Origin of the sequence: Micromonospora sp. NPDC048947 (assembly GCF_040649495.1) — a bacterium.
Lineage (GTDB): Bacteria > Actinomycetota > Actinomycetes > Mycobacteriales > Micromonosporaceae > Micromonospora > Micromonospora alfalfae.
Window position 1 is genome coordinate 44155 of the sequence record NZ_JBEZFO010000002.1, and the last position, 14574, is coordinate 58728.

Sequence of the window (14574 nt, forward strand, 5' to 3'; positions counted from 1 at the left end):
CGACATGCGTACCGCCTTCATCGACACCACCACTGCGCTCCTCGACGAGGATCCGCGTACCGCACTGGTGCTGGCCGACATCTCGGCGAGCCAGTTCGCCTCAGCCGGCCACCGCCACCCGGACCGGGTGCTCAACGTCGGGATCCGGGAGCAACTGATGATCGGGGTGGCCGGCGGGCTCGCCCTGACCGGGCTGCGTCCGATCGCGCACTCGTACGCGACGTTCCTGGTGGACCGGGCGTACGAGCAGATCAAGTTGGATCTGGACCACCAGGGCGTGGGCGCTGTCCTGGTCAGCATCGGCGCGTCGTACGACGGGTCGGCGGAGGGCCGCACCCACCAGTCGCCCGGAGACGTGGCGCTCTTCGACTCCCTCGGTGACGGCTGGACGGTCCGGGTGCCCGGCCACCCGGACGAGGTGGCGCCGCTCATGCGCCACGCCGTGACCACTGACGATCCGATCTACCTGCGGCTCTGCGAGCAGCGCAACGCCGAGGCGTACCCGGACGCCACCCGGCTACGGGTGCTCCGGCGGGGCCTGACGAACGCGCCCCTCGTGGTGGCTGTCGGACCGATGCTCGACCCCACGCTGGCGGCGACAGAGGGAATTGACGTGACAGTGGCGTACACCCACACGCCCCGGCCGCTCGACACGCCCGGGCTGCGGGCGCTCGCCAACACCGACGTGGTGCTTGTCGAGCCGTACCTGGCGGGAACGTCGAGCGCGCTCGTCAGCCGGGCCCTGGCGGACGTACCGCACCGGCTGCTCGCCCTCGGGGTGGGTCAGACCGACCTGCGACGGTACGGCGATCCGGCCGACCACGCCCGGTGGCATGGGCTGGACGCCGACGGCCTGCGGCGGTCGATCAGCGCGTTCCTGGGGTCAGTTGGCGGCTGAGACGGCAGGGCGGCGGCGAGCGCGCTCGCGCCCGAGGATCCAGATCGCCTCGACGCCGTCCTTCCAGGTGATCTTCTTGCCCTCTTCCCGGCCGCGCGCCCGGTAGCTGATCGGCACCTCGTACGGCCGGATCCGGCGACGCAGCAGCTTGCCGGTCACCTCGGCCTCCATGCCGAAGCCACGCGAGCGCACCTGAAGCGACCGGTAGAGCGCCACCGGCATCAGCTTGAAGCAGGTCTCCAGGTCGCCGATGTACGAGTTGAACAGCACGTTGGCCGCCATCGTGACGCCCTTGTTGCCCATCACGTACCAGAAGCTGTAGGCGCTGTGGCTGCCGAAGGTGCGATTGCCGTAGACCACGGTGGCCCGGCCGTCGAGCACCGGGTCGAGCAGCTTGGGGATGTCCTGCGGGTCGTACTCCAGGTCGGCGTCGAGGATGACCATGTAGTCACCCTCCGCGCTGTCGACAGCCGTCTTGATGGCGGCACCCTTGCCGGCGTTGCGCTGGTGGGTGATGACCCGAAGGCGCGCGTCGTCGGCGCGACCGAGGACCTCGCCGGTGCCGTCGCGGCTGCCGTCGTCGACGACTACCAATTCGATCTCGCAGGGATAGTCAACCGCCAATGCCTGCTTGAGGGCATCCGCGATGCGTTCTTCCTCGTTGTAGACCGGCATGAGGATCGAGAGCTTCACGGGGATCTCCACGGTGGCGGCAACACGTCGGCCATAGCCTAGCCTGGTTAGTTTGTTTACCGCGTACCGCTACCGCTGGGCAGTCGGCGCGGCGGCCTCAGATCAATGGTGTTTACTTCCGCCATGTCGGCTGCCGGCTCCCTGCTCGCGGTGATTCCCGTCGCCGCGGTGGTCCTGCTCATCGTCGCGGCGATGCCACGCGAGGCTGGCGCGGTGGCACCGCTGCGGCTCGCCGTGGTGCGCGCCGTCCTGCTCACCGGGGCGTACGCGGTGCTCGTCGTCGAGGTGCTCGGCGCGACACACGCGCTGGCCCGAGGCGCGTTCACCGTCGCCTGGCTGCTCTTCCTGGTCGCGGCCTCGGTGGCGGCCGGTCTGCGCTGGCGACGGGCGACCCGCCTCGGGCCGCCACCAGCCGCTGCACCGGTGCCGGTCAGCGCTGCGCCGGCAGTCAGCGCCGCACAGCGTCCGGTGCCGGTCGGCGCGGCGGCGTCCGGTGGCGGACCCGACGTGTCCGCCCCGGCCGCGGAGCGCAGTGAACCCGCCCCCGCGCCGACCCGGGCTGGTCGGGGGTTCGCTGACGTTCGTGCCGTGGCTGTCGACGCGTGGCGTACGGCCCGACCGGGTGAGCGGCTCCTCGCCGGCACTGTCGGCGGGCTGGGCCTGGTGGAGTTGCTTGTCGCGCTGCTGGCCGAGCCGAACAACTTCGACTCACAGACGTACCACCTGCCGAAGGTGGAGCACTGGATGGCCCAGGGCGACCTGGACTTCTGGCCCACAGCGATCCACCGGCAGGTGACCATCCCGCCCGGGGCCGAGTACCTGCTGCTGCACCTGCGCCTGCTCACCGGCGGGGATCACCTGTACAACCTTGTGCAGTGGGCGGCCGGGGTGGTCTGCCTTCTGGTGGCCGCTCGGATCACCGCACAGCTCGGCGGCGGCCGGCGCGCCCAGTTGCTCACCGCGTTCGTTCTGGCGACCACGCCGATGGTGGTGCTCCAGGCGACCAGCACGCAGACCGACCTGATCTGTGCGGCGTGGGTGGCCTGCGCGGCGACAGTGACGCTGGACGGGCTGAGTCGACGGACCGGCTGGGGCACGCTGCTCGGGCTGGGGGCGGCCACCGGGCTGACCGCTGTGACAAAGACCAGCGGCCTGATCGCTGTCGGCCCGCTGCTGGTGCTCTGGGGACTGGCCCAGTTGCGGCTGGCCCGGAGCGGGAACGCCGCGTCGACCGACCCGGCAGCGGGGGGCGCGGCTCGACGGTCCCGGCCGGTCGGCGGGCTGGCCCGCACTGTCGGCGGTTCGGTGCTGATCCTGGTGGTCGCCGCCGTGGTGGTCGGCCCGTTCCTGGCCCGGGTGACCGCCGAGTTCGGGCACCCGCTGGGGCCGCCCCGGCTGCGCGAATCCATCCCCATGGAACGGCACGACCCGGCGTCGACAGTGGTCAACGCGCTGCGGATCGGGCACACCGCGTTCGACACGCCGCTGGCGCCGCTGCGTCGGGCCGGGGCTGAGTTGATCATCAGTGGCGCCAAGGCGATCGGGGTCGACCCGCAGGACCGCGCGATCACCTTCGGGCGAGAACTGTTCCCGGAGCCAGCCTGGTATCCGGACGAGGACCGGGTGGCGTTTCCGCTGGCCGGAGCGTTGGCGGTGATCGGTACGGTGATCGCGCTCGCCCGACCACGGCGGATCGCCCCCGAGCGGGCCGGGTCGCTACGGGCGTACGCCGTGGTGGTGCTGACCGCCGTGCTTCTGCACACCGCGATGATCAAGTGGCAGCCGTGGGGCAACCGGCTGCTGCTCTACGCCGTGGTGCTCGCCGTGCCCCTCGCCGGCCTCTGGCTGGACGCTGTCCTGCGCAACCGCGCGGGTGGGCGTCGAACGGTTGCCACCGTGGCGGCCGTCACCGTGCTGGCCACCTCGGCGCTGGCCGGGGTGCTCGCGCTGTCGTACGGCTTCCCCCGCCGGCTGGTCGGCTCCGGCTCGGTCTTCACCACCTCGGACTGGGACACCCGGTTCCTGCGCCGCCCGCAGTGGGCCGACGAGTTCCGCTGGGCGGCGACCGCGGTCCAGGACAGCGGTGCGCAGCGGATCGGGCTGGCGCAGCAGAACGACAACTGGGAGTACCCGTGGTGGCTGCTGCTGCGGCAGCCCGACGGCGGTTCACCGGACCTGGTGGCGTTGCAGTCGGTGCTGCCGGAACGACCGCCGGCCGACCCCTCCTCGGTCGACGCGATCGTCTGCACCGGCAACAAGGCGGCCTGCGCCAAACTCGTCCCGGCCGGCTGGCGGCTGGAGTTCCGCGGCTACGTCGGCTACGCCCTGCCGCCGGGCCGCTGAACCACAGCGGGCCGGGCCGCTGAACCAGAAGCCGGCCCGGCGCGCGGGCCCGGATAGTCCGATCCGGGCGGTTCTGCATCCCGCGCGCAAGGACCTGAGGAGCATTCACATCCGTTGATCCGCACGTTACCGTCTGGTAACTCAATCGACGTCCCGCGATTGAGCCGAAAGGAGTGCGTCGATGCCTGCAATCCCCGCCAGGCCCGAACGCGCGACCCGACGACGGGCCATCACCGTCGCCGTCGCCGTCGCCGCTCTCGTCCTACCGATGCTCGCCGGACCGGCCACCCCCGCCACCGCCGCCGATCGACCAGCCGTCCAACCACTGCCCGCCAACCTCGAAGCCATCCGGGCCGCCGAGGCGACAGCCCTCTACGGCAGCGCGGCGATCCGCCCGATCGAACAACGCCGCACCTCGTTGATCACCATGGGTGACAGCGAGATCTCCGGTGAGGGGGTCGGCAACTACGTCCCCGGCACCCACCAGGACGGCAACTGGTGCGACCGCTCCTACGACCAGGCGGTGTTCCGCACCGGCATCGCGTCGGACGCGCAGTACAACATCGCCTGCTCCGGTGCCACCCCCTGGAACCTGATCGCCGGCGGCCCGACCCAGCACAACGAGCTGAACCAGGGCGACTACCTGGGCATCAAGGCACGCAACACGCACGTGAAGCTGATCTGGGTGGTGGTCGGCGCGAACGGTGACGGCACCATCCAGTTCGGTCCGGTCGCCACCGACTGCGCCGTCCGCCGGGTCTTCTTCCAGGGCGCCTGCTACCCCACCTACACCGACCAGTGGACCATTCGCACCGACGGCAGCCGGCAGGCGGTGGAGTCGGCGCTGACCGACATCCGGCAGACCATGACCAACGCCGGCTACCTGCTGTCGGACTACGAACTGGTGCTGATGTCGTACCCGAGCCCCGGCAGCCCGGACGTGGAGGACAACCCCAACTTCCCCGGCTGGTACTCCGGCGGTTGTCTGCTCTACCTGGCCGACGCGGCCTTCGCCCGGAACAAGGCGGTGCCGATGTTCGAGTCGGCGCTGCGCTCGGCCGCGGCGAACACCGGTACCCGCTACCTGGACGCCAGCCGGCTCTTCCACGGGCACGAGGTGTGCACCGACAACACCTCGGTCCGTGGCCTCTTCATCGAGGTCGGCATCTGGAACGAGAACGCCGCCCGACAGTCGTTCCACCCCAACGCCCGCGGGCACGGCATGTTCGCCCAGTGCATCACCCAGTTCTGGAACTCCGGCCAGACGCGGGCCAGCTGCGTCGACCCGGCCAGCACCGGCAGCGGCGTGCTCTACTCCGGCCTGATGCAGTTCAAGCAACTGCGCAACCTCGCCACCGGCACCTGCGTCGACGGCAAGGGGTACGACTCCCGCAACGGCACCGCGCAGCAGCCGTACTCCTGCCACGGTGGGCGTAACCAGGGCTTCTGGTACGACTCGGCTCGACGGTCGTTGCACTCGGAGCTGTCCCACGACCGGTGCCTGGACGTCGCGAACAGCTCGATGACCGCCGGCACCGCTGTCAACATCTACGACTGCAACGGCACCGGAGCGCAGCAGTTCGTCTTCGTCGGTAACCAGATCAAGCCGGCCGCCGCCACCAACCTCTGTGTGGCGTTCGACAACCCGCTGCTGGGCAGCTCCCGCCTGCGGTTGGCGAACTGCTCCAGCAGCACCCGGCAGCAGTGGTCGTTCGAGGCCCGTACCGCCGCCAACCCGGTCGGCTACGGTCACGACGACTTCATCGGCTCCCGCGTCTACTGACGAGAACGCGGCCGCTGACGAGGGCAGGGGCCCTGGTTGACGCCAGGGCCCCTGCGCTCACTTGGCACGGGGAATCAGGATCAGCCGGGCCACGCCCTTGTCGCCGTCCTTCGCGCCGGCGACGCCGAGCGTCGCGCCGACAGTGACCTCGCTCGGCTGCACTGTGGCCCGCCGCTCGACCACCCGCAGGTCGTCACCGAAGGTCCAGGTCATCGTGAAGCCGTCGGTGGACTTGACTGTCATCGAGTCGCCGTCGATCGCTGTCACCTCGCCGCGCTGCACGGCGACGGTCTGCGTACCGCCGTCCTTCGTCTTCACCACCGCCTCACCGTGCAGGGTGTTCTTGCGCAGCAGCACGCGGGCCTGGCGGCGCTTGCGCCACTCCTCACCGCGCTTCTCCCGGGCCTTCTCCTGCGCGCCGGGGGACGCACCGGGCGTCGGCGTGGCCGGTGCCGCGACCGTCAGCACGTCCAGGTCGTCGGCGTCGAAACCCATCGCGGCCAGCGCCTGACCCTCGACTCCCATGGCGGCGGCGACCTCGACGGCGACATCCCGGGCGGGCTGGCTGGCCACCTCGGCCGCGCCGCACCCGCTGACGCCGAGCGCGACCGCCGCGAGCAGTGCCGTGGTGCCGGTGGCGATACCCCAACGTGGCATGACTCTCCCTCTCTGTCAGTGGAGTGGAGCCCCCAGCCTTCCCGGGAACGACGAGCGGAGCGTCAGGCCGATGTTCGGGTCAGGTAAGGATCACCGGGCAGCCGGACGGTGAACGCGGCACCGCCCTCCGGCGCGTGCCCCGCGGCGATCTCCCCGCCCAACCGGCGGACCAGCCCGGCGGCCAGCGCCAACCCCAGTCCGCTGCCCACCTTGCGCACCCCCCGGTAACGCTCGTGCAGCGCACCGCGTTCGAAGGCCACACCAAGGTCGTCGTCGGTGAAGCCGGGCCCGCCGTCGCGAACCTCCAACACGCCGCCGTGCGCCGGGTCCGCGCCGGCCGCCCGGACCGCGAGCACCACCGGCGACCCCGGGGGTACGACCCGCAGCGCGTTCTCCAGCAGCCCGTCCAGCACCTGCCGGATCCTCCCCGGATCGGTGTACGCGGGCACCGGCTGACCGGGCGTCTCCACCCGGAACGGCACGCCCACCGCCGCACACCGACCGGACCAGGTCGGCTCCGCGTCCACTGCCAGTCGGGTGAGGTCCACCGGCACCGGTTCGAGGGGAAAGTCGGCGGCCTCCAGCCGGGCCAGTGCCAACAGGTCGCCGATCAGCCGGTCCAGGTGTTGCGCCTCGGCCAGCATCGTCCGACCGGTGTCGACAGTGTCGTCGGCGCCGAGCACCCCGTCGGCGAGCGCCTCGGCGTACCCCCGGATCGCGGTCAGCGGGGTGCGCAGCTCGTGCGAGACGGAGAGCAGGAACTCCCGCTGTCGGCCCTCGCTGGTGGCCAACGCGGCAGCCAGCCCGTTCAACGCCTCGGCCAGGTCGGCGACCTCGTCCGGCGGCTCGACCGGCACCCGGACGTTGCGGTCACCGGCGCGCAGCCGGGCGGCGGCGGTGGCCGCGACCCGGATCGGCCGGGCCAGCCGACGGGCCAGCAGCAGCCCGGCCACCACACCGGCTGTCAACCCGGCCAGCAGCGGCAACCACAAACTGAGCAGCACCCGGGCCCACAGCCCGTCGGCCAGCGGACGGGAGAGCACCACCCCGTTGCCGCCGGGCAGGGCCCGACCCTCGACCAGGGCCCGCTCGCCGTTCACCGAGCGGCGGGCCGACACGTTGCGGCCCTGCCCGATCCGCTGCACCACCCGCTGTGGCAGACCCGCCCGGTCGACAGCGCCACGGCGGATCAGGTACGCGTCGATGCCCTGGTCGCGCAGTTGCTGGATGAGCCGTTCCTCGTCGGCGCTGCGACCCCGGTCGAGGCGTGTCCGCAACACCTCGGCGGCGAGTCGGGCCTGGGCGGCGAGCGCCTCCTGCTCGCTCCGCTCCGCGCCACGGATCGCCAACGGCACCGCGACGATGGCGGTGACCAGCACCGACACCAGCGCCACCGCGCAGGTGACGAGCACCGCGCGGGCGGTCAACGTACGGCCGGGTCGGCCTCGTCGGGGTGCTGTGGGTCTGACGGCGCCGACCACCGGCAGGGCCATGGTCGGCGACTCGACGTGCCCGGTGTGGTCAGGCATCTACCGCGTACCCGACGCCGCGGTGGGTCCGGATCACGCTCGCCGGGCCGAGTTTCGCCCGCACCTGGGCAACGTGCACGTCCACCGTCCGGGTGCCGGCGTGCGCCGCGTAGCCCCACACTCCGGCCAGCAACTCCTCCCGGGTGAAGACCCGGCCGGGCCGGGCCATCAGGTGGGCCAGCAGGTCGAACTCGGTGGAGGTGAGCTGCACCGGGGCACCGGCGGCGGTGACAGTGCGGCGGGCCGGGTCGAGCGTCACCGGGCCGACGACACGTTGGCGGTCAGCGCCCTCCGGGCCGCCGGCGGATCGGCGCAGCACCGCGCGGACCCGGGCAACCAACTCCCGGGGGCTGAACGGCTTGGTGACGTAGTCGTCGGCGCCCAGCTCCAGGCCGACGATCCGATCCACCTCGTCGTCGCGGGCGGTGAGGAAGATGACCGGGGTCCAGTCGCCGGCCTCGCGCAGCCGGCGGCAGATCTCGGTGCCGGGCAGACCCGGCAGCGCGATGTCCAGGACGCAGGCCACCGGACGCAACCGGCGGGCCGCGCTCAGACCGGCCTCGCCGTCACGTTCCAGGTGGACGCCGAACCCGTCCCTGGTCAGGTAGAGCCGGACCAGGTCGGCGATGGCCGGCTCGTCCTCCACGACGAGGACGAGCCCGCGATGCGGTGGTTCGACTGTCACCGGCCCATGATTGCCGACCCGGTGGGCTCGGCGCGATCGGCGCGTGTTCGGGTTCGGTAAAGGCGGTGCGACGCCCGATGAGGGTCAGCTCACCAGGACGGCGCGAACATCCCGGGCCGGGCGGCGGCCGGCGCGTCGCCGATGCTGGCGACGACCCGCGCGCCGGGCGGCCGCAGGCGGGTCCGGAACGCCTGGTTGAGCAACGCGTCGAGCTGCCAGACCTGCTTCGGGTGAGTCGTCCGGATCAGGAACCGCTCACGGATCCCGTCGATCGCGGTGGCCGCCATCTCCACCGACTGCAGCCGCGGGTCCGGGCTCCAGGTGACGTTGCTCAGCTCGCGAAGCTCGGTGTTGAGGTGCAGACGCAGTCGGTGCAGGAGCCGGGTCTGCTGGGTCACCACCAGGCGGCGGTGCGTGAGTAGCAACAGGTAGTCGCCGGTGACCGGGCGGTCGGGGCGGCTGCAACGGGTGACCAGGATGGTGGCGTCACCGGAGCCGACGCAGCGCCGGAAGACCGGCATGTGCCGGCTCACCGTCTGCACGGCCAGGCCAGCCTCAGCGGCGGCCGGGAGGAACGTTCGGGAGAAGACGTCCATGACCTGCCCAACGACGTCCCCAGCAGGGTGACGTGGGTCACGCGCGTTTTTTGGAAGTTCCACGCCGCCTGTCGCACTGCCTGTCCGACTTCCGACTCGGACGGATCATGGTCAGGAGTTCGGCTGAAGTGGACTGGCGGCGAACAGCTCCTCCAGCCAACCCGGGACCGCGTCGGCGTACTCGGCGCGGGACTTCTCGGGGGTGTCCAGTACCCGACGCCAGGACAGCGACCGGCTCACCGGCCCCAGACCGATCGCGAGGTCGGCGGCCTCCACGAGGGTCCGCCGGTCGTACCGGTCGGTCCACGCCTCCAGGTAGGCGTCGCGCAACCGGACCAGTTGGGCGTCGTCGGCGGCGAGCTTCCCCGCGTGCCCGACGGCACGCAGTGTCACCAGCAACGTGCCGAACGGGTGCGCCACCGAGGCGTCACCCCAGTCGAAGTAGCGGTAGCCGGCGTCACCGGCGAAGACGTTGCCGTCGTGCAGGTCGTCGTGTTGGACGGTGGCCGGAATGCCGATGTCGGCGAGCCGGCGGCACCGCTGCGCGTACGACGGCAACTCGGCCCGCAACCGCTCGTGCACCTCCGGACTGAGCCCGCCCTCGGCGCCGATCAGCAGCGCCTCGCGATCGTCGAGCAGTTCGACCAAGAGGTCGGCCAGCACCTCCGGACGCTGATCCGGCACGCCCAGGGCGACCAGCTCGTCAGCGCGCGGCGCGCTCGCCAGTTGCAGTGCCGCGTACCCGGGCAGCGCCCGCTCCCAGTGCGTCAGATCGGGGTCACGCGCCAGCACGTCACGCAACGACTCGCCGCCGTCGGGCAGCAGCGACCAGCCCTGCGTCGGGTCCACAGCGATCGGCGTCAGCACCCGGTCGGGCGTCAACTCGGCGAGCGCCGCGATCAGGACCGCCTCGTGCACGGTGCCCGGGTTGTTGGCCTTGAACCAGACCGGGCCGTCGTCGGTGGGCACCCGCCACACCAGCGACCAGGGTCGCAGCCTCGGCTCCACCAGCCCGGTCACCCGTCGGCCGGCCCGGCTCAGTTGCGCGTCGACCCAGGATCGGGCCCGCACCTGCCACTGCTCGTTGGACCAGTCGGGGGTGCGCTCATCGGCGATCGTCGTCACGCTGGGCACCTTAGGCGGCCGTTCCGCGTCGAGGCGAGGCGTTTCCCGCCCCGGGTCAGATCAGCTCGACGATTGTGGCATTGGCCATGCCGCCGCCCTCGCACATGGTCTGCAGGCCGTAGCGGATGCCGTTGTCCCGCATGTGCTGGAGCATGGTGGTCATGATCCGGGCACCGGAGCCGCCGAGCGGGTGGCCGAGGGCGATCGCCCCGCCGCGCGGGTTGAGCCGCTCCGGGTCCGCCTCGGTCTCCGCCAGCCAGGCAAGCGGCACCGGGGCGAACGCCTCGTTCACCTCGTACACGCCGATCTCCTCGATGCCCAGCCCCGCGCGGCGCAGCGCCTTCGCGGTGGCCGGGATGGGCGCGGTGAGCATGGTGACCGGGTCGTCGGCGGCGACCACCGCGGTGTGGATCCGGGCCAACGGGCGCAGGCCGTGGCGGCTGGCCCAGTCGGAGGTGGTCACTGCGAGGGCCGCGGCACCGTCGGAGATCTGGGACGCGGAACCGGCGGTCACCACGCCGTCGGCCCGGAACGGGGTGGCCAGCTCACCCAGCTTCTCCAGGGAGGTCTCCCGGCGGATGCCCTCGTCGGCGGCGAACTTGCCACCGTCAGCGAGCGGCACCGCGGTCAGCTCCGGGTCGAACGCGCCGGCGTCCTGCGCGGCGGCGGCCTTCTCGTGGCTGGCAAGCGCGAACTCGTCGAGCTGGGTGCGCGAGAGGCGCCACCGCTGGGCGATCAGCTCGGCCCCGACCCCCTGGTTGAACGGCAGCGGCGCGTCGTCGGCGAAGCCCTCGACGCCCCGGTAACGGGCGCGCAACTGGTCACTGAACGGCATGCCGCCGGCCACACTGGAACCCATCGGCACCCGGGTCATCGACTCGACGCCGCCGGCGACCACCAGGTCGGCCTGACCGGAGAGCACCGTCGCGGCGGCGAAGTGCAGGGCCTGCTGGCTGGAGCCGCACTGCCGGTCGACTGTGGTGCCGGGCACCGTCTCCGGCCAGCCGGCGGCGAGCACGCCGTTGCGGGCGATGTTCCACGACTGCTCGCCGACCTGGGACACACAGCCCCAGAAGACATCGTCGACCTGGGCCGGGTCGAGCCCGGTGCGCTCGGCGAGGGCGCGCAGCACGTGCGCCGAGAGGTCGACCGGGTGGACGCTGGCGAGGCTGCCCTTGCGCCGCCCGACCGGGGTACGTACCGCGCCGACGATGACCGCGTCACTCATGTTTACTCCCCGGTAACTTGGGCTGCCCCGATCCTACGTCGTCCATCGACCGGTCGTCCGGCCACACCCGCACGAGGTGCCGGAATCCGACGGCCGCTGGCATGCTGGGCGGGTGAATGAGACCTCCCCGGCACAGGAGTGGCGGGTGCCGTCGAGCCTGCCGGCGGCGAAGCTGGCCGGCGCCGTCCTGCTCGTCGCGCTCGGTCTGCTCTTCGCCGACGGCGACGCCGTCCGCCTGGCGTTGGCCGTCCTGGCCGCCGCCGCGCTGGCCGGCTGGGCGGTACGTGACCTGGTCGCCCCGGTCCGATTGGCGGTGGATCCGGCCGGGCTCACAGTCATCCACGGCTTCGCCGGTCGGCGGCTGCTGCAGTGGTCGGCGGTCGAGGCGATCGCCGTCGACCGGCGACCCCGACTGGGGCTGACCAGCGAAACCCTGGAGATCGACGCGGGCAACTCGCTGCACCTGTTCGGCCGGTACGACCTGGGGGCCACCCCGGAAGAGGTGGCCACCGTCCTGCGCGCCGCCCGCCCGGTCAGGTGAGGTGCCGCCCGCCCGGTCAGGTGAGCAGGGCGGCGGTCCGGAAGAGCACCAGCGCGAGCAGGATCAGCAGGATCAGCGCCCCACCGGTGACCTGCACCAGCGTGCGCCGACCACGCGGCGCGTACGCGAGCACCAACGCCATCAACGCGCCGACCACCAGCCCGCCCAGGTGCCCGGGGATCGAGATGCCCGGCACGGCCAGCGTGAACACCAGGTTGATCACCAGGATCGGGATGATCCGGGAAATGTCCCGGCCCAACCTGCGCTCGATGATGATCAGCGCGGCGAAGAGACCGAACACGGCCGTCGACGCGCCGACGGTGGCCGCCCGCGGGCTGCTGAACAGGTAGGCGGCCACGTTGCCGCCGAGGCCCGCGATCAGGTAGAGCGCGGCGAACCGCGCCCGCCCGAGGTTGGCCTCCAGCGACCGGCCGAGGATCCACAGTGCCCACATGTTGAGCAGCAGGTGGAGCACGCCGTAGTGCAGGAACATCGCCGTGACCAGCCGGTACCACTGGCCCTCGGCGATCCCTCCCAGCGTGTAGTCGGAGAGGTAGGCCCGGCCGAGCACCGCACCCCACTCGGTCAGCGGCGTGCTGCCACCCATCAGGCCGCCGAAGCCGGAGCCGCCCACCGCCGCGTCCCCGCCCCGGGCGGAGGCGATGGAGACCAGCAGGAACAGCACGTTCAGCGCGATCAGCGCCTTTGTGACATAGCCGTGCCGGCCGGCCGTACCGCCGCCGAAGGCGGTACGCGCCGGCCGGACACTGCGACGCCCCTCGTCGACGCACTCCGGGCACTGGTGCCCGACCGAGGCATCCCGCATGCAGTCCGGGCAGATCGGCCGGTCACAGCGGGTGCACCGGACGTAGGTCTCCCGGCCGGGGTGCCGGTAGCAGACCGGGGTGGTCGGCGGAGATTCGCTCACCGGGCCGACCCTCCCGCCACCACCACACGGTCCACCGGCACCGGCCGTGCTCCGGAGCGCTCAATCATGCGAGCAAAGGTACCTCGCCAGTCACTCAGGAAGCGGACCGCTCGATCTCGACCCGCTCGATGACGACGTCCTGGAGCGGACGGTCGCTCGGACCGGTCGGGGTGCTCGCGATCGAATCCACTACCTTCACCGACTCCTCGTCGGCAACCTGGCCGAAGATGGTGTGCCGGTTGTTGAGGTGCGGCGTCGGGGACACGGTGATGAAGAACTGCGAGCCGTTGGTGCCCGGCCCGGCGTTCGCCATCGCCAACAGGTACGGACGGTCGAACCGCAGCTCCGGGTGGAACTCGTCGGCGAACTTGTAGCCCGGTCCGCCCCGGCCGGTGCCGGTCGGGTCGCCCATCTGGACCATGAAACCGCTGATCACCCGGTGCGAGATGGTGCCGTCGTAGTACGGACCACTGCCCGGCTGACCGGTGCGCGGGTCGGTGTACTCACGGTTGCCCTCGGCCAGGTCGACGAAGTTGCGGACGGTCTTCGGCGCGTGGTTGGGGAAGAGCTCCAGCCGGATCGGGCCAGCGTTGGTGTGCAGGGTGGCGTAGACAGCCTCGGCCACGGGTACTCCTCACTCGTTGGTCAGTTCCATGCGGATCCTCCCATGTGCCCGATCTGGCATCGCGGAGGCATCCGAAGGTGGAGGATGACGAAGGAACAACTCCCAGGAGGTAGGACCGTGTTTGGATTCGGGCGGCGTAAGTCCCAGGGGCAGCAGGCCTTGGCCGAGCTGAACCAAAGCATCAACCACCTGATGCTGGCAGCCAACCACGCCGCGAAGGGCGCTGGCGCGACCGTCGGCCCGCGGGTCCAGGTGGCCCGGGGTTACGTCGCACCGACCGCCGCGTTGGTACGCGACCGCGCGTCGACCGGCTGGGGGACGACTCTCACCACGCTGGCACCGCTGGCGGCGGCTGCTCGTGACGGCGCCGCGCAGGCAGGGCCGCTGACCAGGAAGGCCAAGTCGAAGACCATGCGGATCACCGGTAAGAAGAAGCAGCCGCGTCGTCGCGGCTCGATGATGACCGGCCTGTTGGCGGCGGGTGCCATCGCCGGCGTGGCCGGCGCGGTCGCGCTGCGCCGCCGCCGGGAGCAGCAGGAGTGGGCCGAGTACGACCCAACCCGCAGCACCCTGGAGCCGATGCGCGACGAGGTCGACTCGATCGAGGTGCGTACGCCGTCTGCGGCCCGGGGGTCCGACGGGTCCGCCATGTCCGGCGCGGCGGGGATGACGGGCGCGGGCAGCTCGGCGGTGGCCGGCGGCTCCAGCGCCAACACCACCGCCCCGGCCAAGCAGACCGGTGTCCGCCCGACCGACAAGGTCCCGTCGGTCGCCGAGGGTGCCACCGACGTCTCCGGTCGGCCGACCGACGACCTCACCAAGGCGCTGGGCAAGGACACGGCCCGCACCAACGGCCGCCGCTGAGGTCACCAGCAGCGCATCGGGCGCCGGCGAGTGGGTCCCCCACCTCGCCGGCGCTTCCGCGTGAGCGGCGCTGTCGCAG

General features: G+C 71.8%; 14 protein-coding genes. 5 read left to right on the top strand and 9 right to left on the bottom strand.

The window, feature by feature from the left end; all coding sequences use genetic code 11:
- Nucleotides 1–4: 4 nt before the first annotated feature.
- A complete protein-coding gene (locus AB0B98_RS03555) occupies nt 5–898 on the top strand; it encodes a transketolase (RefSeq protein WP_357360652.1) in 894 nt (297 codons plus the stop codon).
- Here the strand turns inward: AB0B98_RS03555 and AB0B98_RS03560 are convergent.
- Nucleotides 884–1591, bottom strand: a complete 708-nt coding sequence (locus AB0B98_RS03560) for a glycosyltransferase family 2 protein (RefSeq protein ID WP_238669965.1) — start codon at nt 1589–1591, stop codon at nt 884–886. The genes AB0B98_RS03555 and AB0B98_RS03560 overlap by 15 nt on opposite strands.
- A gap of 123 nt (nt 1592–1714) precedes the next feature.
- Here AB0B98_RS03560 and AB0B98_RS03565 point away from each other — a divergent pair, with 123 nt between their 5' ends.
- Entirely contained in the window at nt 1715–3934 is a 2220-nt protein-coding gene (locus tag AB0B98_RS03565) for a glycosyltransferase family 39 protein (protein WP_357360654.1), read from the top strand.
- Nucleotides 3935–4115: 181 nt separating this feature from the next.
- Nucleotides 4116–5717, top strand: coding sequence for a ricin-type beta-trefoil lectin domain protein (locus AB0B98_RS03570; protein WP_357360656.1), 1602 nt, complete (start codon nt 4116–4118; stop codon nt 5715–5717).
- 57 nt (nt 5718–5774) lie between these two features.
- Here the strand turns inward: AB0B98_RS03570 and AB0B98_RS03575 are convergent, their stop codons facing one another.
- From AB0B98_RS03575 to AB0B98_RS03600, 6 genes are all read right to left on the bottom strand, one after another.
- The gene (locus AB0B98_RS03575) at nt 5775–6374 is read right to left on the bottom strand and encodes a hypothetical protein (protein WP_357360658.1); all 600 of its coding nucleotides are present in this window, start codon (nt 6372–6374) and stop codon (nt 5775–5777) included.
- A 62-nt stretch (nt 6375–6436) separates the two neighbouring features.
- On the bottom strand, nt 6437–7903 hold the full coding sequence (locus AB0B98_RS03580; protein WP_357360660.1) for a HAMP domain-containing sensor histidine kinase: 1467 nt from the start codon (nt 7901–7903) through the stop codon (nt 6437–6439).
- Nucleotides 7896–8588 carry a response regulator transcription factor gene (locus tag AB0B98_RS03585; RefSeq protein WP_238669970.1) on the bottom strand — a complete coding sequence of 231 codons (693 nt, stop codon included), beginning with the start codon at nt 8586–8588 and terminating at the stop codon, nt 7896–7898. The genes AB0B98_RS03580 and AB0B98_RS03585 overlap by 8 nt, the downstream gene beginning before the upstream one ends.
- Nucleotides 8589–8677: 89 nt before the next feature.
- Complete coding sequence (locus AB0B98_RS03590; RefSeq protein ID WP_238669971.1) at nt 8678–9184, bottom strand: hypothetical protein; 507 nt, start codon at nt 9182–9184, stop codon at nt 8678–8680.
- A gap of 111 nt (nt 9185–9295) precedes the next feature.
- A complete protein-coding gene (locus AB0B98_RS03595) occupies nt 9296–10309 on the bottom strand; it encodes an aminoglycoside phosphotransferase family protein (RefSeq protein ID WP_357360662.1) in 1014 nt (337 codons plus the stop codon).
- A gap of 55 nt (nt 10310–10364) precedes the next feature.
- Nucleotides 10365–11537, bottom strand: a complete 1173-nt coding sequence (locus AB0B98_RS03600; RefSeq protein WP_357360664.1) for an acetyl-CoA C-acyltransferase — start codon at nt 11535–11537, stop codon at nt 10365–10367.
- A 112-nt stretch (nt 11538–11649) separates the two neighbouring features.
- On the opposite strand from AB0B98_RS03600, the gene AB0B98_RS03605 reads away from it, so the two are divergent.
- A complete protein-coding gene (locus AB0B98_RS03605) occupies nt 11650–12078 on the top strand; it encodes a PH domain-containing protein (RefSeq protein ID WP_357360667.1) in 429 nt (142 codons plus the stop codon).
- A gap of 16 nt (nt 12079–12094) precedes the next feature.
- Here AB0B98_RS03605 and AB0B98_RS03610 read toward each other — a convergent pair whose 3' ends face one another.
- Both AB0B98_RS03610 and AB0B98_RS03615 read right to left on the bottom strand, forming a co-directional pair.
- Nucleotides 12095–13006: a rhomboid family intramembrane serine protease gene (locus tag AB0B98_RS03610; RefSeq protein ID WP_238669975.1), complete on the bottom strand. Its 912-nt coding sequence runs from the start codon at nt 13004–13006 to the stop codon at nt 12095–12097.
- Nucleotides 13007–13100: 94 nt separating this feature from the next.
- Entirely contained in the window at nt 13101–13631 is a 531-nt protein-coding gene (locus AB0B98_RS03615) for a peptidylprolyl isomerase (protein WP_124859782.1), read from the bottom strand.
- A gap of 84 nt (nt 13632–13715) precedes the next feature.
- Here AB0B98_RS03615 and AB0B98_RS03620 point away from each other — a divergent pair, with 84 nt between their 5' ends.
- Nucleotides 13716–14495, top strand: a complete 780-nt coding sequence (locus AB0B98_RS03620; protein ID WP_357360669.1) for a hypothetical protein — start codon at nt 13716–13718, stop codon at nt 14493–14495.
- Nucleotides 14496–14574 lie beyond the last annotated feature (79 nt).